Source organism: Streptomyces jeddahensis, from assembly GCF_001642995.1.
In the GTDB taxonomy this organism is placed as follows: Bacteria; Actinomycetota; Actinomycetes; order Streptomycetales; family Streptomycetaceae; genus Streptomyces; species Streptomyces jeddahensis.
In genome coordinates, this window is record NZ_LOHS01000052.1 from 45,786 (window position 1) to 67,167 (window position 21,382).

14 protein-coding genes, 4 tRNA genes, 1 other RNA gene and 2 pseudogenes are annotated in these 21,382 nt (G+C 71.1%); 8 read left to right on the forward strand and 13 right to left on the reverse strand.

Translation table 11 applies throughout. The features are described from left to right. Positions 1-39: 39 nt before the first annotated feature. The gene (locus STSP_RS07760; protein ID WP_067273889.1) at positions 40-840 is read right to left on the reverse strand and encodes a maleylpyruvate isomerase family mycothiol-dependent enzyme; all 801 of its coding nucleotides are present in this window, start codon (positions 838-840) and stop codon (positions 40-42) included. A gap of 139 nt (positions 841-979) precedes the next feature. Here STSP_RS07760 and STSP_RS07765 point away from each other — a divergent pair, with 139 nt between their 5' ends. Next, entirely contained in the window at positions 980-1,381 is a 402-nt protein-coding gene (locus STSP_RS07765; RefSeq protein ID WP_067273891.1) for a nuclear transport factor 2 family protein, read from the forward strand. 105 nt (positions 1,382-1,486) lie between these two features. Here the strand turns inward: STSP_RS07765 and purL are convergent, their stop codons facing one another. The 3 genes from purL to purS are packed head-to-tail and all read right to left on the reverse strand — an operon-like array spanning position 1,487 to position 4,682. Continuing rightward, positions 1,487-3,736, reverse strand: a complete 2,250-nt coding sequence (purL, locus tag STSP_RS07770; RefSeq protein ID WP_067273894.1) for a phosphoribosylformylglycinamidine synthase subunit PurL — start codon at positions 3,734-3,736, stop codon at positions 1,487-1,489. Beyond that, positions 3,736-4,416: a phosphoribosylformylglycinamidine synthase subunit PurQ gene (purQ, locus tag STSP_RS07775; protein WP_067273897.1), complete on the reverse strand. Its 681-nt coding sequence runs from the start codon at positions 4,414-4,416 to the stop codon at positions 3,736-3,738. The genes purL and purQ overlap by 1 nt, the downstream gene beginning before the upstream one ends. Next, on the reverse strand, positions 4,413-4,682 hold the full coding sequence (gene purS / locus STSP_RS07780; protein ID WP_067273899.1) for a phosphoribosylformylglycinamidine synthase subunit PurS: 270 nt from the start codon (positions 4,680-4,682) through the stop codon (positions 4,413-4,415). The genes purQ and purS overlap by 4 nt, the downstream gene beginning before the upstream one ends. 363 nt (positions 4,683-5,045) lie before the next feature. On the opposite strand from purS, the gene STSP_RS07785 reads away from it, so the two are divergent. The 6 genes and pseudogenes from STSP_RS07785 to STSP_RS07810 all read left to right on the forward strand — a co-directional run bounded on the left by STSP_RS07785 (position 5,046) and on the right by STSP_RS07810 (position 7,234). Further along, a complete protein-coding gene (locus STSP_RS07785) occupies positions 5,046-5,396 on the forward strand; it encodes a histone-like nucleoid-structuring protein Lsr2 (RefSeq protein ID WP_067273901.1) in 351 nt (116 codons plus the stop codon). Positions 5,397-5,533: 137 nt separating this feature from the next. Beyond that, positions 5,534-5,605 (forward strand) — tRNA-Gly (locus STSP_RS07790). Positions 5,606-5,684: 79 nt separating this feature from the next. Continuing rightward, positions 5,685-5,760 (forward strand) — tRNA-Gly (locus STSP_RS07795). A gap of 226 nt (positions 5,761-5,986) precedes the next feature. Continuing rightward, a pseudogene (locus STSP_RS07800) lies at positions 5,987-6,520 on the forward strand (ATP-binding cassette domain-containing protein); the annotation flags it as partial. After that, positions 6,517-7,135, forward strand: a pseudogene (locus tag STSP_RS07805) (response regulator). The pseudogenes STSP_RS07800 and STSP_RS07805, both read left to right, overlap by 4 nt. Before the next feature lie 23 nt (positions 7,136-7,158). After that, positions 7,159-7,234 (forward strand) — tRNA-Gly (locus STSP_RS07810). Positions 7,235-7,293: 59 nt separating this feature from the next. Here the strand turns inward: STSP_RS07810 and STSP_RS07815 are convergent. The 6 genes from STSP_RS07815 to ffs form a co-directional block, all read right to left on the reverse strand. Further along, on the reverse strand, positions 7,294-8,193 hold the full coding sequence (locus tag STSP_RS07815; protein WP_067273904.1) for a phosphoribosylaminoimidazolesuccinocarboxamide synthase: 900 nt from the start codon (positions 8,191-8,193) through the stop codon (positions 7,294-7,296). Between the two features lie 244 nt (positions 8,194-8,437). Then, a complete protein-coding gene (locus STSP_RS07820; RefSeq protein WP_067273906.1) occupies positions 8,438-9,907 on the reverse strand; it encodes a N,N-dimethylformamidase beta subunit family domain-containing protein in 1,470 nt (489 codons plus the stop codon). A 776-nt stretch (positions 9,908-10,683) separates the two neighbouring features. After that, positions 10,684-12,753 carry a hypothetical protein gene (locus tag STSP_RS07825; protein ID WP_408646245.1) on the reverse strand — a complete coding sequence of 690 codons (2,070 nt, stop codon included), beginning with the start codon at positions 12,751-12,753 and terminating at the stop codon, positions 10,684-10,686. A 315-nt stretch (positions 12,754-13,068) separates the two neighbouring features. Further along, positions 13,069-14,328, reverse strand: a complete 1,260-nt coding sequence (gene purD, locus STSP_RS07830) for a phosphoribosylamine--glycine ligase (protein ID WP_067273912.1) — start codon at positions 14,326-14,328, stop codon at positions 13,069-13,071. A gap of 247 nt (positions 14,329-14,575) precedes the next feature. Continuing rightward, the gene (locus STSP_RS07835; RefSeq protein ID WP_067273915.1) at positions 14,576-16,975 is read right to left on the reverse strand and encodes a DNA polymerase III subunit gamma and tau; all 2,400 of its coding nucleotides are present in this window, start codon (positions 16,973-16,975) and stop codon (positions 14,576-14,578) included. 156 nt (positions 16,976-17,131) lie between these two features. Further along, positions 17,132-17,230, reverse strand: an RNA gene (gene ffs, locus STSP_RS07840) — signal recognition particle sRNA small type. Positions 17,231-17,301: 71 nt separating this feature from the next. Between ffs and STSP_RS07845 the strand changes: the two genes are divergently transcribed. Next, positions 17,302-17,386 (forward strand) — tRNA-Ser (locus STSP_RS07845). Positions 17,387-17,468: 82 nt separating this feature from the next. Here STSP_RS07845 and STSP_RS07850 read toward each other — a convergent pair. The 3 genes from STSP_RS07850 to STSP_RS07860 all read right to left on the reverse strand — a co-directional run bounded on the left by STSP_RS07850 (position 17,469) and on the right by STSP_RS07860 (position 21,270). Further along, positions 17,469-18,422, reverse strand: a complete 954-nt coding sequence (locus STSP_RS07850; protein ID WP_067273917.1) for a DMT family transporter — start codon at positions 18,420-18,422, stop codon at positions 17,469-17,471. Positions 18,423-18,810: 388 nt separating this feature from the next. Further along, the gene (locus STSP_RS07855; RefSeq protein ID WP_067273919.1) at positions 18,811-20,097 is read right to left on the reverse strand and encodes an LPXTG cell wall anchor domain-containing protein; all 1,287 of its coding nucleotides are present in this window, start codon (positions 20,095-20,097) and stop codon (positions 18,811-18,813) included. Positions 20,098-20,316: 219 nt separating this feature from the next. Next, positions 20,317-21,270: an SMP-30/gluconolactonase/LRE family protein gene (locus STSP_RS07860; RefSeq protein WP_067273921.1), complete on the reverse strand. Its 954-nt coding sequence runs from the start codon at positions 21,268-21,270 to the stop codon at positions 20,317-20,319. Positions 21,271-21,382: the final 112 nt, after the last annotated feature.

Genomic DNA, 21,382 nt, shown 5'->3' on the forward strand with positions numbered 1-21,382 from the left:
TATCCGACGACGAGCGGGTTCCGTCGCCCGTGAGGCATGTCACCCCATGAGCGGCAGGAGGCCGGAGAGGTCGGCCCGCTCACCGCTCGCTGACACGTGCGCGGCCGCCAGCTCGGCCTCCCAGGTCGTACGGCCCGTGGCCAGCCGGATCCAGGTCAGGGGATCGGTCTCGACGACGTTCGGCGGGGTGCCGCGGGTGTGCCGGGGGCCCTCGATGCACTGCACCACCGCGAAGGGCGGGATGCGCACCTCGGTCGAGGCGCCCGGTGCCCTGTCGGCGAGCGCGTCGGCCAGCACCCGGGTGCACGCGGCGAGCGCCTGGCGGTCGAGCGGGATGTCGAGGCCTGTGGCGCGGTTGAGATCGTCGGTGTGGACGATGAGTTCGACGGTGCGGGTGACCAGGTAGTCGAGGAGCGTCATGGCGCCGAGGCGGGTGGCGAGGAGCCGTTCGTCGGGCGCGCCGGGCAGCCGCTCCTCGATGCGCCCGGCGGTCCGTGTGTACAGCGCGTCGAGGTCGGCGTGGGCGGCGGCGAGGGCACGGCTGCCTTCGGCGACGGCCTCCGCGAGCCCGGGGGTCAGCGACAGCGACGGATATTCCATGAGCGAGACGTCCTGCCGCGCCGGCGGCTCCTCGTCGAGGATGCGGCTCACGCTCTCCACGGCCATGGTGATGTGTGCGGCCAGATCCCGCACAGTCCAGTCCCCGAGCTGCGCGGGAAGCGCCAGCTGCTCGTCCGTGAGGGCGCGTACGGCCTCTCGTACGGTGCCGAACTGGGTGCGGACGGCGGCGCGGATCTTCGCGGAGTCGTACGTACGTTTGCGCTTCTTGGCCGGTGGCATGCCGTGAGGCTAGCCGGTCCCGGGAGAGGTTCGGGAGGGTCCGCACGACAGGGGGCGCGGACCCGGCGGAAGATGAAAAGGGCGGGCATGACCGCACGAAAAGGGGGCGGGACACCCGTACGAGAGGCATGGAGGAACCATGGGCGAACACCCGGACACCGCCCTGGTACGCCAAGGCTATGAAGCGTTCAACAAGGGCGACGAGCAGACGCTTCGCTCGCTGCTGACGGCGGACTGCGTCCACCACTCGCCCGGAAGCAGTCAGATCTCCGGGCACTTCAAGGGGCAGGACAACGTCCTGGGCATGTACCGCAGGCTCTGGGAGCTCACCGACGGCACCATGCGCGTCGAGCTCGACGGCGTCTTCCCGGACGGGCGGGGACATGCCATATCCGTCCACAAGATCTACGCAGAGCGCGGCGACCGCGGCATCGAGATGAGAGGCGGGATCTTCTTCACCATCATCGGAGGCAAGATCTCCGACCTGGACGAGTGCGTGGCGGACATCGAGCAGGTGGACGAGTTCTGGGGTACCGAGTAGCCGGGCCTGTTACCGACAGCTACGCACAACCGGAACCGAAAGGTGCCCACAACCGGAACAGCCCCCGCCCAGAGACCGGGCGGGGGCTGTTCAGCGCCGTATGCGTCAGGCCAGCAGCGCCGGGATCGTCTCCTCGTGCGCCGTGCGGAGCTCGGCCAGGGACAGCGCGAACTCGCCCTGGACATCGATCGCGTCGCCGTCGATGACACCGATACGGGTCACGGGCAGGCCGCGCGCCCCGCACATGTCGTTGAAGCGGACCTCCTCGGAGCGCGGCACGGCCACGACCGCGCGGCCCGCCGACTCGGAGAAGAGGAACGTGAACGCGTCCAGGCCGTCCGGGACGACCAGACGCGCGCCCGTGCCGCCGCGCAGGCACGACTCGACCACGGCCTGGATCAGACCGCCGTCGGAGAGGTCGTGCGCGGCGTCGATCATGCCGTCGCGGGACGCCGAGATCAGGATCTCGGCGAGCAGCCGCTCCCGCTCCAGGTCCACGGCCGGCGGCAGACCGCCGAGGTGCCCGTGGACGACCTGGGACCAGGCCGAGCCACCGAACTCCTCCTTGGTGTCGCCCAGCAGGTAGAGGAGCTGGCCCTCTTCCTTGAAGGCGACCGGCGTACGGCGGGTCACGTCGTCGATGACGCCGAGGACCGCCACGACCGGGGTCGGGTGGATCGCCGTCTCACCGGTCTGGTTGTACAGCGAGACGTTGCCGCCGGTCACCGGGGTGCCGAGCGTCTGGCAGGCGTCGGCGAGACCGCGCGTTGCCTCGGCGAACTGCCACATGACCGCCGGGTCCTCGGGCGAGCCGAAGTTGAGGCAGTCGGAGACGGCGAGCGGCTTGGCGCCGGTCGTCGCCACGTTCCGGTAGGCCTCGGCGAGCGCGAGCTGGGCGCCCGCGTACGGGTCGAGCTTCGCGTACCGGCCGTTGCCGTCCGTCGCGACCGCGACACCCAGGTTGGTGTCCGCGTCGATCCGGATCATGCCGGAGTCCTCGGGCTGGGCGAGCACGGTGTTGCCCTGCACGAAGCGGTCGTACTGGTCCGTGATCCACGCCTTGGACGCCTGGTTCGGGGACGCGACGATCTTGAGCACCTGCTCCTTGAGCTCGGCGCCGGACGCGGGCCGCGGCAGCTTGTTCGCGTCGTCGGCCTGGAGGGCGTCCTGCCACTCCGGGCGGGCGTACGGCCGGTGGTAGACCGGGCCCTCATGGGCCACGGTCCGCGGCGGTACGTCGACGATCTGCTCGCCGTGCCAGTAGATCTCCAGGCGGTCGCCGTCCGTCACCTCACCGATGACGGTGGCGATGACGTCCCACTTCTCGCAGATCTCCAGGAAGCGGTCGACCTTGTCGGGCTCGACGATCGCGCACATGCGTTCCTGCGACTCGCTCATGAGGATCTCCTCGGGCGAGAGCGTCGCGTCACGCAGCGGGACGGTGTCGAGCTCGACGCGCATACCGCCGGAACCGGCGCTCGCGAGCTCCGAGGTCGCACAGGAGAGACCCGCACCGCCGAGGTCCTGGATGCCCGCGACCAGGTTCTCCTTGAAGATCTCGAGCGTGCACTCGATGAGGAGCTTCTCCTGGAAGGGGTCGCCGACCTGGACGGCCGGGCGCTTGGCGGGACCCGTCGACTCGAAGGTCTCGGACGCCAGCACGGACACACCGCCGATGCCGTCGCCGCCGGTCCGGGCCCCGTACAGGATGACCTTGTTGCCGGCGCCCGACGCCTTCGCGAGGTGGATGTCCTCGTGCTTCATGACGCCCACGCACAGCGCGTTGACCAGCGGGTTTCCCTGGTAGCAGTCGTCGAAGACGACCTCGCCGCCGATGTTGGGCAGGCCCAGGCAGTTGCCGTAGCCGCCGATGCCCGCGACGACGCCCGGCAGGACGCGCTTGGTGTCCGGGTGGTCGGCCGCGCCGAACCGCAGCGGGTCCATCACGGCGACCGGGCGGGCGCCCATGGCGAGGATGTCGCGGACGATGCCGCCGACGCCGGTGGCGGCGCCCTGGTACGGCTCGATGTAGCTGGGGTGGTTGTGCGACTCGACCTTGAAGGTCACCGCGTAACCCTGGCCGACATCGACGACACCGGCGTTCTCGCCGATGCCGACGAGCAGGGCGTCGTTCTCGGGGGCCTTCTCGCCGAACTGCTTCAGATGGACCTTGCTGCTCTTGTACGAGCAGTGCTCGGACCACATGACCGAGTACATGGCGAGCTCGGCACCGGTGGGACGGCGGCCGAGGATCTCGCGGATGCGCTCGTACTCGTCCCGCTTCAGGCCCAGCTCGGCCCAGGGCTGCTCGACGTCGGGCGTTTCGGTGGCGTGCTTGACGGTGTCGAGAGTCATCAGACGTTGACCAGCTTCTTCAGGATCGAGGTGAAGAATCCGAGGCCGTCGGTGCGGCCGGTCCCGATCCCCGGCTCCACGGCGTGCTCGGGGTGCGGCATGAGGCCGACGACGTTGCCCGCCTCGTTCGTGATGCCGGCGATGTCGCGCAGCGACCCGTTCGGGTTGACGTCCAGGTAGCGGAAGGCGACCCGGCCCTCGGCCTCCAGCATGTCCAGCGTCCGCTCATCGGCCACGTACCGGCCGTCGATGTTCTTGAGCGGAATGGAGATCTCCTGACCGGCGACGTAATCGGCGGTCCAGGCCGTGCGGTCGCTCTCCACGCGCAGCTTCTGGTCCCGGCAGATGAAGTGCAGATGGTTGTTCCGCAGCATCGCCCCGGGAAGCAGGTGGCTTTCGGTGAGCACCTGGAAGCCGTTGCAGATGCCGAGCACCGGCATTCCGGCCTTCGCCTGGTCGATGATCGTCCCCATCAGCGGCGAGAAACGCGAGATGGCGCCGGCGCGCAGATAGTCGCCGTACGAGAAACCGCCCGGCAGAACCACCGCGTCGACCTGCTTCAGGTCCTTGTCGCGGTGCCACAGCGGCACGGCCTCGGCACCGGCAAGCCGGACGGCACGCTGGGTGTCGCGGTCGTCGAGCGTTCCGGGAAAAGTGACGACTCCGATACGAGCGGTCACGACTCCACCTTTACAGCCTCGGCCTCTTCGACCTTGACGACGAAGTCCTCGATCACGGTGTTGGCGAGGAAGGTCTCCGCCATCTCGTGAATACGGGCGAGGGCGGCCTCGTCGAGCGGCCCGTCCACCTCGAGTTCGAAGCGCTTTCCCTGACGTACGTCGGAGATGCCCTCGAAGCCGAGGCGCGGCAGTGCACGCTGCACCGCCTGTCCCTGGGGGTCGAGGATCTCCGGCTTGAGCATGACGTCGACTACGACGCGTGCCACTGGCACTCCCGGTGTGTGGTGCGTGAGCAAGTGTCTTCAGACTACCCGCACCCGATTTCTACTCGCGTAGATATGGAGCAACGCACGTGATCGCGATCACGATCCGGTATCGGCCCAGGCGTCTTCACGGAAAATTCAGGGAAAACACCGCGGGCCCGGATTGCATCTCCGCCCAGGGACCGCCACCCTCACTCCGAAAGCGGACACGCGGGCGTATTCAGTCGGACCCCCGATGCAATGTCAAGCCCTGTACAAAGGAATTGGCAATAGCCGATACTTGCTCCGTACTTTGCTCAAATACTGCCGAACAGTCGCCATCACCGCACGTCACCGCAGTGATGCCGCACGAAGGGACCGATATTCGTGGCGCAGCGTGTCGTCGTCACCCTCCATGACGACATCGACGGCGGAGAAGCGGCGGAAACGATCGCCTTCGGCCTGGACGGCAAGTCGTACGAGATCGACCTCAATCCAGCCAATGCCAGGAAACTGCGTAAGGCGCTGGCTCCCTACATGCAGGCCGGCCGCAAGCGGACGGCCGCCGGGAGGTCCGCCGGCGGAACCGCGACCAAGCAGGCCGCGGACTACACGCACACGGCGGTCGCCGCATCCCCCGCGGCGGTCCGCGCCTGGGCCCGCTCGAACAAGATGGAGGTCCCGCCGCGCGGCAGGATCCCGAAGAAGGTGTACGAGGCGTTCGACGCGGCGAACTGAGGGACTCGCGCGCGGATCCGCGCGGCCCCTTGGGTGCACTGGCCCCTGCAACCGACTTGCGTCGGACCCCTGGTGATCAGTTAGAGTCTGGATCACGCCGAGGGGCGAGGCCGGAAAGGCCGCACCTCACGGATCTTGCGGGTGTAGTTCAGTAGCAGAACACCCCCTTTCCAAGGGGGAGGCGCAGTGTGCGATTCCTGTCACCCGCTCTGCATCGCTTACCGAGCACGGTTGTGGATCAGGTAGGCTGGTGCTCGCACCGGTCAGTGAAAGCTGATCGGGGGCAATGCGGACGTAGCTCAGTTGGTAGAGCGCAACCTTGCCAAGGTTGAGGTCGCGAGTTCGAGCCTCGTCGTCCGCTCCAGGAGCAGAGGCCCCGGTCATCGACCGGGGCCTCTGCTTTTGTCCTGATCCGGCTGTCCTCATCCGGCGATTTCTCTGACATTTGTCATGCGGAGTGATGACAGCGCGCACTGCTGCCGGCACTTGATCACTGCGACGCTGTTGGTCATGGAAACGAACGAACACGAGCACGTGATCGAGGTCACCGACCTGAGGCGCGTGTACGGGGGCGGGTTCGAGGCCGTGCGCGGAACGGGCTCGGGCCGCGGTCCGGCGTACGAGTGAAGCAGCTGTCCGGGGGTGAGCGGCGGCGCCTGGATCTGGCGCTCGCGCTGCTCAGCGATCCCGAGGTGCTGTTCCTGGACGAGCCGACGACCGGGCTGGACGCCGAAGGGCGGCGGGACACCTGGGAGTTGATCCGGCGGCTGCGAGACACGGGGACGACCGTGCTGCTGACCACGCACTACCTGGAGGAGGCGGAGGGGCTGGCCGACCGGCTGGCGATCCTGCACGAGGGGCGGATCGCGGCGACCGGGACTCCGGCCGAGGTGACGGCGTCCCAGCCGGCCCGGATATTCCTTCGAACTGCCCGAGGGCTACTCCCTGGCGGATCTCCCGGCGCTGGGCGAGTTGGGCGTCGTCGCCACACGGTGGAGGGGCGGTTCGTACGGCTGCGGACGCATGAGTTGCAGCGGTCGGCCACCGGGCTGCTGATGCGGGCCCGGGACGTGGGAGTGGCGCAGGTGCCGCTGGCGGTGGCCGGGTGCGAGAGCGTGTCATGACGTCTCCTGTGGTGCGCGTGCTGCTCGCTGACGACGAGCACCTCATCCGCGGGGCCCTCGCCGCGCTGCTGTCACTGGAGGACGACCTCCTGGTCGTCGCCGAGGCGGCCACCGGCCCGGAGGCACTGGCGATGGCGCGGGCGCACGCGCCCGACGTGGCCCGTGCTCGATCTGCAGATGCCCGGCGCGGACGGTGTGAAGGTCGCCACATCCCTGCGCGCCGAACTGCCCGGTTGCCAGGTGCTGATCGTCACCAGTCACGGACGGCCGGGGCATCTGAAGCGGGCGCTCGCGGCCGGTGTGCGCGGATTCGTCCCGAAGACCGTCAGCGCGCAACGCCTCGCGGAGATCATCCGCACGGTGCATGCCGGGAACCGGTACGTCGACCCCGAGTTGGCCGCGGACGCGATCTCCGCCGGGGACTCGCCGCTGACCGCCCGCGAGGCCGAGGTGCTGGAGCTGGCCGCCGACGGGGCGCCGGTCTCGGAGATCGCCGAGCGGGCCGCGCTGTCGCAGGGGACCGTACGGAACTACCTGTCGTCGGCCGTGTCCAAGCTCGGGATGGAAAACCGTCATGCGGCTGTGCGTCTCGCTCGCGAGCGGGGTTGGGTATAGTAGCTCTCGCGCAACGGCGCAATGCGGACGTAGCTCAGTTGGTAGAGCGCAACCTTGCCAAGGTTGAGGTCGCGAGTTCGAGCCTCGTCGTCCGCTCCAGATCGAAGCCCCGGCGGTCAGACCGCCGGGGCTTCGTCGTTTCTACGGGCCTGTCGGGCCTACGACCACTTGGCGCCGGTCAGCAGCTCGTACGCCTCCGCGTACTTCGCCCGAGTCGCCTCCACGATGTGGTCCGGGAGGGCCGGCGGCGGCTGCTCGCTCTTGCGATCCCAGCCGGACTCTGCGGACGTCAGCCAGTCCCGGACGAACTGCTTGTCGTACGACGGCTGGGCACGGCCCGGCTGCCATGCGTCGGCGGGCCAGAAGCGGGAGGAGTCGGGGGTCAGCACCTCGTCGGCGAGCACGAGCGCCTCGCCGTCGAAGCCGAACTCGAACTTCGTGTCGGCCAGGATGATCCCGCGCTCCCGGGCGATGTCGCGGGCGCGCGCGTAGACGGCGAGGGTCACCTGGCGCAGCTGCGCCGCGGTGTCGGCGCCGACCTGGCGTGCGACCTCCTCGTACGACACGTTCTCGTCGTGTTCGCCGACCTCGGCCTTGGTCGCGGGCGTGAAGATCGGCGCGGGCAGCTCCGAGCCGTCGACGAGGCCCTCGGGGAGCGCGAGACCGCACACGGTGCGCGACTGCTCGTACTCGGCGAGGCCCGAACCGGTCAGATAGCCGCGGGCCACACACTCGACGGGCACCATCCGCAGCGACTTGCAGATCAGCGTGCGGCCTTCCCAGTCGGCCGGCGCACCCGGGGGCAGCTCGGTGCTCAGCACATGGTTCGGGGCCAGGTCGGCGAGCTGCTCGAACCACCACAGCGACAGCTGGGTGAGGATGCGGCCCTTGTCGGGGATCTCCGTGGGGAGCACCCAGTCGTACGCGGAGAGGCGGTCGCTGGCGACCATGACCAGGTCGCCCGCCTCGTTCTGGTACAGCTCGCGCACCTTGCCGGTGTGCAGATGCACCAGGCCCGGAACCTCGATCGGTTCGGGCTTTTCAACGAATCCGGACACGGTTCCTCCCCGTGGTTCTGTCTAAATCGCTGCCTCGATTCTCCCGTATGCGGATGGTGGCCCTGGCCAGGGGTCGGCTGCGGCACGGCTTCGGTGGCGCGGTCAGGGGTGGGTGTGGGTCGGTGGGCGCGGGGCGGCCTGGGAGGTTGCGTTGGGTGGCCGGGCCGAAGGCGGGTTGCGTTGGGGTGTCCGAGCCCGGGGCGGGTTGCTTCGGGGTGGGCGCCAGGGGCTCAGCGCGGTCGGGTCAGGCGCGTTTGCAGATGCGGTCCAGGAGGTTGGCCGTGGCCCGCTGGATGCGCTCGTCGACGTGTCCGGGGCGGTCCAGCGCCGGGGACCAGGCGAAGGTGCCGGACGCGAAGACGAGCGCGCCGGACGGGGCGCGGTACAGGGACGTCTCCTGGTGGCGCAGCACGCCCTCCCCGTCCCGGTACGGGGAGTGGGCCAGCAGGATGCGCCGCCGGTGCTCGGGGAGCGCGGTGCGCGGGAAGTAGCGGTCGGCCTCGCCCGCGACCAGGCCGTCGATCTCATCGCCCTCGTGCGCGCCAGTCGCCTCCCACAGCCAGTGGTCGGCGTTGCGGACGACGAGGGGGTGCGGCTCCGGTACGCGGCCCGCGTACTGGATGCCCATCAGCTGCTGTTCGGGCCGGTCGATCTCGCGCCAGAGCGCGGGCTTTCCCGGTCCTCTGCGCTTGCGGCAGGTCAGCAGGCGGTCCGGTGCGCCGGAGGGGGACGGCCCGAGCTCGACCTGCCAGTACATGGTGTTGGCGGACAGGAAGACGAGCGAGGTGCCGTGCTCGCGGGCGAGCTCGGTGACGCGGCGCATCGGGACCGACCAGTACTCGTCGTGGCCGGGGAAGACCAGGCCGCGGTAGCGCGTCGGGTCGACGCGGCCCGCGTGCAGGTCGCGGGTGTCGGCGTACGCGAGGTCGTATCCGTACCGCTCGGCCCAGCGGATGAAGTCGTACGCGTGGCCGACGTGGAGAGGCAGCCCCGCACCCGCGTACGGGCGGTCGAACGAGACCGTGACGGCGGCCTCGCTCTCGCCGAGCAGCCGGCCGTTCTCGTCCCAAGCGTGGTACAGGCTGGCGCCGGTGTGGCCGTCCTCCGGGTAGAGGTTGTACGCCTGCCAGGTGATGTCGGGCAGGAGGAGCAGCAGATCGGCGGGCTGGTGGTCGCGGACGGTGAACGGGACGTGCGAGCGGTAGCCGTCGACGGTGGTCAGGACGGCGACGTACGCCCCGATGTTCCAGTACGACGGAATCTGCAGGCGCCAGGACAGCCACCAGTGGTGACAGGAGACCGTGCGGTCGGCGGTGAGCGGGGGCGGCTGGACGATGCCGGAGAGGCGCGGGCTCGTGGTGATCTTCGCCGCGCCGTCGCCTCCGTAGTGCCCGATCCGGTAGATGTCGACGCTGAACTGCTGCGGCGGGTCGACCGTGACGTGGAAGTCGATCGCCTCGCCGGGGGCGGCGGCGCCGGTCGAGGTGAACCCCTTGATCTGGCGGTGCACGTCGTCGGCGGTACGGGGGCCGCCCGTACGGGGGGCCGGGATCCTGGCGGCGCCGGGGGCCGGCACGTGGTCGACGTACCACGGGACCACCTGCCCGGTGTCGTCGAAATAGTGCTCACTGCCGCGGAGCCAGGGCAGCGGCCCCTGCCCGAAGGGGTCGGTCACGGCGTGCGCGAGGGCGCCGGACTCCCATCGGCGGATCACGGGCTGGGGTACGGCGGGTACGGCGGGTACGGCGGGTACGGCGGCCGTCAGGGGCTGGGGCGACGGTGCCGCGGGCAGGGGCGGGGGCGCCGGGGACTGGGTTGCGGGTGTCGGGGACGAGGTCGTCGGGGACTCCGCAGCCGCGGAACCGGTCGAGGCCGTGGGACCCGTCGAGTCCGTGGGACCCGTCGAGTCCGTGGGGCCGGTTGCCTCCGTGGGGCCGGTTGCCTCTACGGGATGGATTGCCACCGAAGGGGCGATCGGCTGGGACGGCTCGGCCTGCTGCGAGGGCTTGGACGACCGTGAGGGCTCGGCCTGCTGCGAGGGCTCGGACAGGGGTTGCCGTACGGTTGACTGCGGACGTTCGGCCGCGGACGGTGGCGCCGTAGGCTGCGGATGGTCAGCTGGCTGAGTCTGTTCCGGCGGCTGCGGTCGTTCGGGCCGCTTCGGCCGCTGCTCAGTCTCCTCCGGCCTTGTGCCCTGCTCGCCGCGATCCGGCCCCATTGCCTGCTCCCCTCCCTCATGTTCCGGAGTCTTTGTCCTTGCGTGCGCCGCATCCCGGAAGACTTTCGGATCCGACGCCGTGCGGCCGCGCATCAGTGGCCGCTCCCCAGCACATCACATTACGCACGCACTCCGTCACCGTTCGTTGTTAATTGACTCGATCCGGACGGGCAGGCTCCGCAACTGCCGTCGTGGGGCGGGGACCGCGGGACTGGTACGGCATGGTCCGTGCCGCCGGTCGGCGTCGGCTGTCCGGCCTCCGAACGTCGAGCTCACACCAGTCGCACCGGCTTCTCGGGGCGGACGCCCAGGCGCACGAGCCAGCCCCGCAACGGCTCGGGATCGCCTTCTTCCACCAGCCTCAGAACCAGCGGCGTAAGGTCCGCCGCACGTTCACCACCGACCATGAGCGCCGGCCCGTCGAGCCAGTCGAGACCGGGAGCGGCCCCGGCGGTGTCCACGGCGGCGCAGCACACCATTGCCGTGACGTGGTCGGTGAGCAGCTCTCGACCCGTACGCGGCGGCTGCGACGGGAAGAGGGGCAGCATGCCGTCCTCCCACAGGGCATCGCCGGTACCCGCGCTACCGGAACGATCCGCCGGAGCAGACCGCACGTCCGGGGACGCGGACTCCTCCCGGGCCAGCTCGGCGCTGAGGCCCGCCGCGAGGGCTTCGCCCCGTCCGAATCCACCGCCTCCACCCGGGGTCCTGCCGGCATCGGCCGTTGTCGCGGGGGTATCCACTGTGTCCGCATCGGTTGTGCCGGCGTCAGCTCCGCCCGCGTCAGCTCTGCCGGCATCAGCGCTGTTGGCATGAGCGCTGTCGACATGAGCGCTGTCGACATCGGCTGTGCGGGTCGTGGACGGGGCGGGAGCGGACGCCGGCCGGCGCGCCGGGCCGTACGCGGGCACGGGAGCGGCCGGGACGGGGGAAGCCGCCCCCGCGGTGGGTGCCGAAGCCGTCGGGCCCCTGGACGCACCCGGTTCGCGGACGGTGAGGTGGTCCATCACGCGGGCCAGGGTCGCACCCTCGGAATGGGGTGCCACCGCGTGGGGGGCCGCGGCGTGGGGGGCCGTGCGGGGCAGAGGCCGGAGCGCATCCATTACGCGATGCAGGCGCGCCGCATCCGTACGCCACTTGCGGTCGACGACCTCGTCCGGATACTCCTGCCAGCTCACCGGCGTCCAGTCGGGCCCGGGCTCCGCGGGTCCGCCGTGGAAGAGACGGGCGGCGAGCAGGGACGCCGCCTCGTCCACCGCACCCGGCTCCTCCAGCAGATCGCACGCCGGCCGCTCCCCGAGCCGCGAGGCGAAGCCCTCGGCGAGGCGGTCGCGGCGGGAGAGTTCGGTGAGGGCGGCCACCACACCCGCGTCGAGCCGGGACGGCCAGCGCCCCATCCGCCACGCGGGAAGCGCGACCCTGGTCAGCAGCCGGTCCCACCCCGCGTACGCCAGGCCCACCTGCTCCTGGGCGACGATCCGCAGGCCGTAGTCCACAGCCTGTGCACGTTCGGCGGCCGCCGCCGCCACACCCCGCTCCATCTCGGCCGCATGCGCGCGGCAGCTGCGCAGCAGGAAGCGGGCGACCCACCCGACGGCCGCGAGAACCACCCGGGACAGCGGCCCTCTCGCCGGTACCGACGTCACCGCGACCGCCGCGTCCAGCCCTCGTACGAAGCGACGAGCCGCAGCTATGTCCGGGTGCGCGGAGGGCCCGGTGCCGGCGACGACTGGGGCGAGGACGGCCCGCAGTTCACCGACGCGCATCCACCACAGGAACGGGGATCCGATGACCAGGACGGGTGCCGCCGTGCCCCGCCGGGAACGGGCCGGGACCGTCACCACGCCGCGTATCAGGCCGCGTATGACCCCGCGAATGACACGTATGACGCGTATGACGCCACGTGTCCCGGCCGTGCCTTCGGCGGTCGGCGGGCCGTGCGCCGGGTGTGTGCGGTCCTCGAGCCAGCTGTCGCAGTCCGGGGTCAGGGCTATCGCCGAGGGTGCGGGCACGTCGAGCCGGTCCGCGAGGTCCCGCACCATCCGGTAGAGGTCGGGGGCGGACGCCTCCTGGACCGGCACGGTGGGGCTGACCGCCGGCCTGGAGCGGGCGATGACGACAGCGACGCCCGCAGCGGCGACCAGCACGACGACGGCGGGCAGCGTCACGATCCACCGGAGGGCGTCCCAGCCGCGGCCGCTCATGTGCCCGGTGGCGCCGCCGGTCAGCAATACGACGGCGACGGCGGCGGGCAGCAGAGCGAGAGCCAGCGCCCTGCTGCGGACACGCAGCACGGCGAGGGCCCGGGACCGCGCGGACTGCGCGCTCACCTCCACAGCCATACCGGACACGACCGGATGTCACCCCCTACTGCCCGCCCGGCGCGTGCTCTGCCAGCCACCGCCGTCGGACGTCCTTGGCGTTGCTCACTCCCCCACTGTGGCACCCGCCACTGACATCGCAATGCCGGTGGGCCAAGTGCCGGAACGCTTGCGCCGCACCCTAGTTGGGGCTTCCGTCCGCGTCAGCCGGATGGATCAGCGCTCACTCGATGGAGGGGCTTTGGGTAGAGGTGGATGACAGTCGGGTGGGGTCCGGCGCCGCCGGAGACGGACTCCGGAGAGCGAGCTTCGCAGCCCCCTCTCCGGAGAACGAGCTCAGTCCCCGGCGGCCGCCGCCGCCTTCGCGGCGATGTCCGTGCGGTGCTGGGAGCCTTCCATCCGGATGCGGGACAGCGCCGCGTAGGCACGTTCGCGCGCCTGCGTGAGGTCCGCGCCCGTCGCCGTCACGGACAGGACGCGCCCGCCCGCGCTCACGACGGCGGGGCCGTCCAGCTTCGTACCGGCATGCAGGACGTACGCCTGGGGGGCGTCCTGCGCCGCCACCTCGTCAAGACCCTCGATGGGGTCACCGGTGCGCGGCGTGTCCGGGTAGTTGTGCGAGGCGACGACCACGGTTACGGCGGCGTCGTCACTCCAGCGCAGCGGCTCGAGGTCGGCCAGCGTGCCGTTGGCGGCGGCGAGGAGCACTCCGGCGAGCGGCGTCTTCAGACGGGCCAGGACCACCTGGGTCTCGGGGTCGCCGAAGCGGGCGTTGAACTCGATGACCCGTACGCCGCGCGAGGTGATCGCGAGACCGGCGTAGAGCAGGCCGGAGAACGGCGTGCCGCGCCGCCGCAGCTCGTCCACCGTCGGCTGGAGGACGGTCTGGAGCACCTCGTCGACCAGCTTCGGGTCGGCCCACGGCAGCGGCGAGTACGCGCCCATGCCGCCCGTGTTGGGGCCCTCGTCGTTGTCGAGGGCGCGCTTGAAGTCCTGCGCGGGCTGCAGGGGGACGACGCTCGTACCGTCCGTGATCGCGAAGAGCGAGACCTCGGGGCCGTCGAGGTATTCCTCGATCACCACGCGGTCGCACGCGTTCGCGTGCGCCTTCGCCGCCTCGAGGTGGCCTGTGACGACGACGCCCTTGCCCGCGGCGAGGCCGTCGTCCTTGACGACGTACGGGGCGCCGAACGCGTCGAGCGCCTCGTCGACCTCCTCCGGCGTGGCGCAGACGTAGCTGCGGGCGGTCGGGACTCCGGCCGCCGCCATGACCTCCTTGGCGAAGGCCTTGGACCCCTCCAGCTGCGCGGCCTCCTTCGACGGGCCGAAGCAGGGGATGCCCGCCTCGCGCACGGCGTCCGCGACGCCGGCGACGAGCGGCGCCTCGGGGCCGACCACGACCAGGTCGGCCTGCACCTCCGTGGCCAGGGCGGCCACGGCAGCGCCGTCGAGGGCGTCGACCGCGTGCAGCTCGGCCACCTCGGCGATGCCCGCGTTACCGGGAGCGCAGTGCAGGGCGGAGACGTCGGGGTCGAGGGACAGAGAGCGGCACAGGGCGTGTTCGCGGGCGCCGCTGCCGATGACGAGGACCTTCACGGCAGCCAGCCTAACCGCCGTCGGCGTATGCGCTTGTACGGGCTTCCGAAGGCGGGGGCGGCGGGCATTCGTGCGTTCCTCCTAAGAGGTCGCGCGCTAAGAGGTCGCGCGCGTTCCAGGAAGCCGCGCGCGTGCGTCGGTCAAGACCCGTCACGCGCGCGTGGCACGGCCCGGGCGGCCGGCGGAGGGCGGCGGGCAGCGGACTCGCTGCGCTCCCTCGCCCTGCTCTCCGCTCCTTCGCCCGCCCCTACTCGTTGGAGTACTCCTCCACGACCGTCGCGCCCAGCTCGCGGACGATCAGGTCGTGGCCGGAGAGGGCCGACTCGTCGAGGTCCGGGTCGTCGGCCTCGGGGATGTCGTCCTCGGGAGCGACATGGGGCCGCTCCGGCTCGCGGGGCGCCGGCTCCGCAGGCGGCGACTGCTGCGGCCCTGGACGCACGGGCGCCGCCGGAGCGGAGGCCGCAGCCGCCGGGGCCGACGGAGCAGGCGGCCGCGGGGCCGAGGCCAGCGGCTGCTGTGCGGCTGCCGGGCGCGACGCGGCCGGTCCGGCGCCACCCCCGGCGAAGCCGCTGTTGAACCCTCCGCCGGAGGCGGCCGGCGGTACGGCGCCGCCGCCCGACGGGTCGACGATCGCCTCGACCTTCCACTGGACGTTGAACTGCTCGGCCAGTGCCTGGCGCAGTACGTCCTCGCTGCCGCTGCTCGCGAAGTTGTCCCGGGCGCCGGCATTGACGAAGCCGAGCTGCAGGGTGGTCCCGTCGAACCCTGCGACCTGCGCGTTCTGGCTGAGCAGGATCCAGGTGAAGCGCCTGCGGTTCTTGACGGCCTCGAGGATGTTCGGCCACAGGGAGCGTGGGTCGAGCCCGCCGGAGGCGGGCTGCTGCGGGGGCGATGCCGGCGGCTGCGGCGGCCGTGCCGAGGGGGCAGTCGGCTGCGCAGCGGACTGAGCCGACGCGGTCACGGACGGCGCGTGGCCGCCGGACGGGGTGGCTCCCGCGGTCCCGCTGCCCGCCGCTGCCGCCGTGGGCCAGCCGCCGGGGCGCCGCCCGCTGCCCGAGCCCGCACCTGCCGCCGTCGGCCAGGCCCCGGGGGCGTGCCCGGAAGGGGCCTCCGCCGGATTCGACGCGGGAGCCGGAGACCGGGACACGGAAGCGGACGGGGAGGCGGAGTCGGAGTCGGAGTCGGAGTCGGAGTCGGAGTCGGAGGCATCATGCGGAGCTGCGGGCGCGGACGCGCCACTGGGCGCCGGGGCGCCTATGGGGGCAGCGCCCTGCGGAGCGTTGACCTGCTGGGTTCCCGGCGCGGCCGCGGGAGCCGGAGGCGCCTGCTGGGCCACCTCTCCGCCGGCACCCCCGCGTACCGCCGCGCGCGCCGCCGCGGGTCCCCCGCCGGGAGGAACAACCGGTCCGGCGGCCGGCGGCATCGGGGCATGGGCGCCGGGCCCGGGAACGTACCCCATGGCGGGCCCGGCCCCGCCCGGTACGACGTTCCCCCCGCGCTCCAGCCTGTCCAGGCGGGCCAGCACGGAACGCTCGTCGTCGTACGCGGCGGGCAGCAGGACACGCGCGCAGATCAGCTCGAGCTGGAGGCGTGGCGATGTCGCGCCGCGCATCTCCGTGAGGCCCTCGTTGACGATGTCGGCGGCGCGGGTCAGCTCGGCACTGCCGAAGACACCGGCCTGCGCCTGCATCCGCTCCACGAGGTCGGCAGGGCCGTCGATGAGCCCCTTCTCGGCGGCATCGGGCACCGCCGCCAGAATGACGAGGTCGCGCAGCCGCTCCAGCAGGTCGGCGGCGAACCGCCGCGGGTCGTTGCCCCTCTCGATGACGCGGTCCACGACCTCGAAGGCCGCCGCGCCGTCACCCGAGGCGAAGGCGTCGACGACCGAGTCGAGCAGGGACCCGTCCGTGTACCCGAGGAGGGCCGTCGCCATGGCGTACGTCACACCCTCCTCACCGGCCCCGGCGAGCAGCTGGTCCATGACGGACATGGAGTCACGCACGGATCCGGCGCCTGCGCGCACGACGAGCGGCAGCACGCCGTCCTCGACGGGGATGTTCTCCTTCCCGCAGACCTCGGCCAGATAGTCCCGCAGGGTCCCCGGCGGGACGAGCCGGAAGGGGTAGTGGTGCGTCCGCGACCGGATCGTCCCGATGACCTTCTCGGGCTCGGTCGTGGCGAAGATGAACTTGAGGTGCTCCGGCGGCTCCTCGACCACCTTCAGCAGGGCGTTGAAGCCCTGCGTGGTGACCATGTGCGCCTCGTCGATGATGTAGATCTTGTACCGGCTGGCGGCCGGCCCGAAGAACGCCTTTTCTCGCAGGTCACGGGCGTCGTCCACGCCACCGTGCGACGCGGCGTCGATCTCGATGACGTCGATGGAACCCGGCCCGTTCCGCGCGAGGTCCCGGCACGACTGGCACTCGCCGCAGGGCGTCGGCGTGGGCCCCTGCTCGCAGTTCAGACAGCGCGCCAGGATCCGGGCGCTGGTCGTCTTGCCGCAGCCGCGCGGCCCGCTGAACAGGTACGCGTGATTGACCCGGTTGTTCCGCAGCGCCTGCTGCAGCGGGCCGGTGACATGCTCCTGCCCGATGACCTCGGCGAACGACTCCGGGCGATAGCGGCGGTACAGCGCGAGAGACGACACGCATACGAGGTTATAGGCGCCCACTGACAACGTGACTGCGCGCGGTTCGCCCGTGGCAGGCTCCGAAGGGCCCTCCCGCCTGCGTCCCGCTCGCGTCGGGCCCGCATCTCGTTTGCGCCCCGCCTGCGCGCTACGAAGGGTCACCCGGTGCAGACGCAACAAAGCGCCCCTCACGCACCCGCCAGAGCCGACCTACCCTTGCTGCCTTCCGGCCCTGGGGGAGTTCAGTCAGATAGCGCCACGTGAGGGGCTCTGGACAGAGTACCGGATCCTGAGGGCGCGAACGAGTTCGCGACCACTCCCCGCCGTCATGTAATGTTTCCGGCGGAGGATTCGCCTAGAGGCCTAGGGCGCACGCTTGGAAAGCGTGTTGGGGGCAACCCCTCACGAGTTCGAATCTCGTATCCTCCGCAGCCGCCCACCAGGGCAGATGAAAGGCCCCGACCGTTCGCCGGTCGGGGCCTTCGTCGTGCTCCGCCGGCGGCGCCCGGGGCTATCGGCGTCGGCGGTCGGGGGAGGTAAGGAGGACCAGGCCCAGGCCGAGGACGGCCATGCCGCACCAGGAGGCGGGCGGAAGGCGTTCGCCGAGCACGGTGACGCCTAGGACGGCTGCCACGGCCGGCTCGGCCAAGGTCAGCGACGTGGCCACCGACGCGGGAGTACGGCGCAGTCCGTGCCCGAAGAGGCGGTAGGCCAGGTAGACGGTGAACAGGGCGAGATACACCGCCACCACCGCGCCGCGGGTGGTGGTGAGCCAGTGCATGTCGACGAACATCACGAGCGGCAGGACGAGCAGCCCGGCCGCGCCGAACAGCACGCCCATCACGGCGCTGGAAGGGTGTCCGTTCGTGATCAGCCTGCCGCCGATCATCGAGTAGGCGGCGTACGACAGGCCGGCGCATGCGGCGAGCACGACGCCTGTCGGATCCATCGGCGTGGCATGCTCGGTGAGCTCGGGGCCCAGTACCAGAAGGACGCAGCCGAGCACCGCGGCCGTGGTCGCGCCTGCCCAGCGAGTGGTCGGCCGGGCCTGTCCGGTGATCCAGGACAACAGTCCGGCGAAGACCGGCGCGCTGCCCAGCGCGATCACGGTGGCCACCGCCACTCCCGTCCGGGCCACAGCCGGATAGAAGGTGACCGGATAGCCCGCCACCGCGAGCGCGCCCACGACGAGCAGCCACCGCTCACGGCCTGTGCAGGCGGCTGGCAGGCATCGGGCGCCTCGGGACGTGAGGAACAGCAGGATGCCGCCGAGGGCGAGGCCGGCACAGCCGATGGCGGCCGCCGGCGCGCCCGCGGGTGCCAGGGAGCCGGCGGTCCCGGTCGTGCCCCACAGCACGGCCGAGGTCAGGATGGGTGCAGGGCCGCTGAGGAGGCCGGCGCGAGAAGGGCGCACGCCGACGGCGGCCGGGCGCGCGGGAGTAAGGGGGGTGGTGCGGTTCGGCACAGTCGTGAACTTCCGTCGTCGCATTCGTCTGGGGACTGGATCCGAAACGGGCGCACGACAAACGCCCCTGACCGACCTTCAGATCGGTGGGGGCGGGGGATCACACCGCCAGTGCCTGCGCCCGGTCAGGCGCAGAGAGGCGGCAGAACGACGTGCCAGTAAGTGTTCACCACTCCATGCTAGCTGCCTGGCACGTACCCGAGAGCGCTGGCCGGGACGGTCCCCCTACGACGCTGGGCCGGGACAGTCGCCCACGACTGCGCCTACGCCTGTTGCCCGACGCCGGCAGCCGCCTGCCAGGGCAGACGAAAGCCCCGACCGATCAGGTCGGGGCCTTCGTCGTCGGTCCGGTCCGTGTCCGGGCGGACCGCTGGACCGGGTACCCGCGTCAGCTGTCGGCTGCGGCCTTGCGGCGGCGTACGGCGAGAACCGCTCCGGCACCGAGGACGACGGTGGCGGCGCCCGTCAGGGCGAGCGGCACCATCGCGGAGGACGAACCGGTCGTGGCGAGGTCGCCCTTGGTGGCCGCTGCCTGCTCGGACGCGCCGCCCTGCGCCGACGGGTCCGAACCCGCGCCGGGCTTCTCGGCACCCGGCCGCGTGTCGTCGTTCTTGCCGGGCGGGCCGGGCTTGGCCTCGTCGACCGGACCGGGATCGCTGCCCTCGGGCAGCAGCGCGAAGTCGTAGCGCTTCATCGGGCCCAGGATGCAGGGGTTGTACGCATCGGAGGCGTCACCGGCGAACAGGGCGAAGGCGTCGGCTGCCTGGGCCTCCGAGTCGACCTTCATGCGCATCTTCACGTCGCTGTGGGCGCCCGGCTTCATGGTGTCGATGCGCGCGATGTGCTGGGACTCGTTGCCGTCGAGGGTCTCCCAGCCCGAGCCGTTGGACCACTCGACCGTCAGCCGGCTCTTCTCACCGCTGCTCTCGCCGTCCGCGTGGAAGAACACCAGAGGGTCCACGGTCAGCGTGCGCTCGGTGCCGTTGGTCACGCGCAGGCTGAAGTCGACGGTGGTCCCCGCGACGACCTTCGACGGCAGCCCCACCGCGAGCGAGGTCAGCCCGTCCTCACGGACGCACTCCTTGGCGGCGGCGAGCGCCTCGTCGGCGGCCTCCTTGGCCTTGAGGGCCTTCTCGGGGGCGTCCTGGACCAGGCTGTACTTGCGGACGGCCGCCACCCTGGCGTCGTCCAGCGCGGTCTGGGCCTCCGCGACCTCGGCGTCGGCCTTCTTCTTGGCCTCGACCGCCTTCTCCAGATCGGCTTCGGCGGCTTCGAGGGCCTGCTGGGCCGCGGCCTTCTCGTCGTCGCTCTCGGCCGTTTCGAGTTCGGCCTGGGCATCCGCGACGGCCTTCTCCGCAGCGGCCTTGGCGTCGGCCGCTTCCTCCGCCGCCTTGTCCGCGGCGATCGTGGCCGCCTTGAGCGGGTGCTCGTCGGAGTCCAGGGCGGCCAGGGTGGCCTCGAGCTCCTTCTGCCCCTCTTCCTTCGCGATGACGGCTTCCTCGTATGCCTTCTTCGCGTCGGCGGCGGCCTTTTCCAGCTCCGCGTACGTCGGCTGGTCCTGTATCTGCGCCGCGGACGACGTCCCGATGGCGAGTGCCGGAGCGGAGGTGAAGAACGCGACGGGCGCGGTCGCCGCGACGGCGACGGCCACAGCGAGGGAACGACGAAGCTTCACTGGGGGGACCTTCCCTGATGAGAGAGAAAGGAGAACCGCCGCCGAAAACGAGCGCAGGGCGGCCTGAATGCCGCTGACTGTATACGGCAGGTAAAGGAAGGTTCAGTGATTTCCTCGGCTACCCGTTACCCCTCAGGAGACTTCGCCGGAACAAAACGGATGGACGAGGATGGTTGCTCAGCACCTCCACACTTTTTGTGTGACTCATGTCACCTCTGGTCAGATCGAGACGGCGACGCCGTTGAATGTCGTCTCCGGAGTCTGAGGGCTGGTGAAGCGGGCGTTGACCAGGTAGAGGCGGTCGCCCCAGCGGGCGGCGGTGCTGGGGACGTCGAAGCGGGGGTCCGTGATGGCGCGGCGCAGGGTGGCCGAGCGGATGCCGGTGTCGAGGTGGAACACGTTGATGAGGTTCAGCCGGTTCTGGACGACGTACAGCGCCTGGCCGATGCGGACGAGGCCGTCGCCGTTGGCGACGTTGTCCGCGCCCTCCAGGGCGATCTCGGTGGCGTGACCGGTCTCGAGGTCCACGTGGTAAAGCTTGCCAGGCGAGCTGCTGACGACGATCAGTCCTCGGCCGTCGGGGGTGCCGACGACGCCGTTGGCGTTGTTGACGTTGGGCGTCTGCACCCAGTCGCCGCTGAGAGGCAGGGCCCGGATCTCTCCGTCGCGGCCGCGCGGTACGCCGTAGAGCACGCTGTCGCGGGAGTCGGTGAACCAGGCGCGGTCGCCGAGCAGGATGACGTCGTTGATGAAGTGGCCGGTCGTGCCGGTCAGTTGGTAGGTGGTGACGAGTCGGCCTGTGCGGCTGTCGATGATCCGCGCCGATCCTCCGCCGCCTCCGGCGACGTAGAGCAGGCCGTCACGGTCCAGCTTCAGGCCGATGGCCACCGTGCCGGTGGCGCCCTCGTAGAGGAAGCGGCCCTCGCCGGTGCGCAGATCGGTGCGGTAGACGGCGCCGTTGGCGCGCGAGCCCATGTAGGCGTACGGCTTTCTGCCGATGGTGATCCCCTCGGGGAGGAAACCGTCGGGCAGCGGGAACTCGGTCGGCCACGCGGCAGCCGGGGCGGCGGAAGCGGCGCTCGCCGTGCCGGCGCCGGTGGCGACTGCGAGCGCGGTGACGGCGGCACCGCCGAGGACGGCGCGCCGGGACGGCTGGGGGTGGTTCCGGGTCATGGTTCCGTGCCTCCGTGAAGAGTGGGAGTGGGGGTCTGCGGACTCGGTACCTCAGCGAACTCTCCGAACCTGACCGAAACTCGATGAACTCCGTGCACTCGGTTCAATCGGG

What these genes read in the sequence shown, in the direction of transcription:
- purL (WP_067273894.1), bottom strand. Translation starts at nt 3,736, where the DNA reads ATGACTCTCGACACCGTCAAGCACGCCACCGAAACGCCCGACGTCGAG.
- STSP_RS07760 (WP_067273889.1), bottom strand. Translation starts at nt 840, where the DNA reads ATGCCACCGGCCAAGAAGCGCAAACGTACGTACGACTCCGCGAAGATC.
- STSP_RS07765 (WP_067273891.1), top strand. Translation starts at nt 980, where the DNA reads ATGGGCGAACACCCGGACACCGCCCTGGTACGCCAAGGCTATGAAGCG.
- STSP_RS07825 (WP_408646245.1), bottom strand. Translation starts at nt 12,753, where the DNA reads ATGGCTGTGGAGGTGAGCGCGCAGTCCGCGCGGTCCCGGGCCCTCGCC.
- STSP_RS07860 (WP_067273921.1), bottom strand. Translation starts at nt 21,270, where the DNA reads ATGACCCGGAACCACCCCCAGCCGTCCCGGCGCGCCGTCCTCGGCGGT.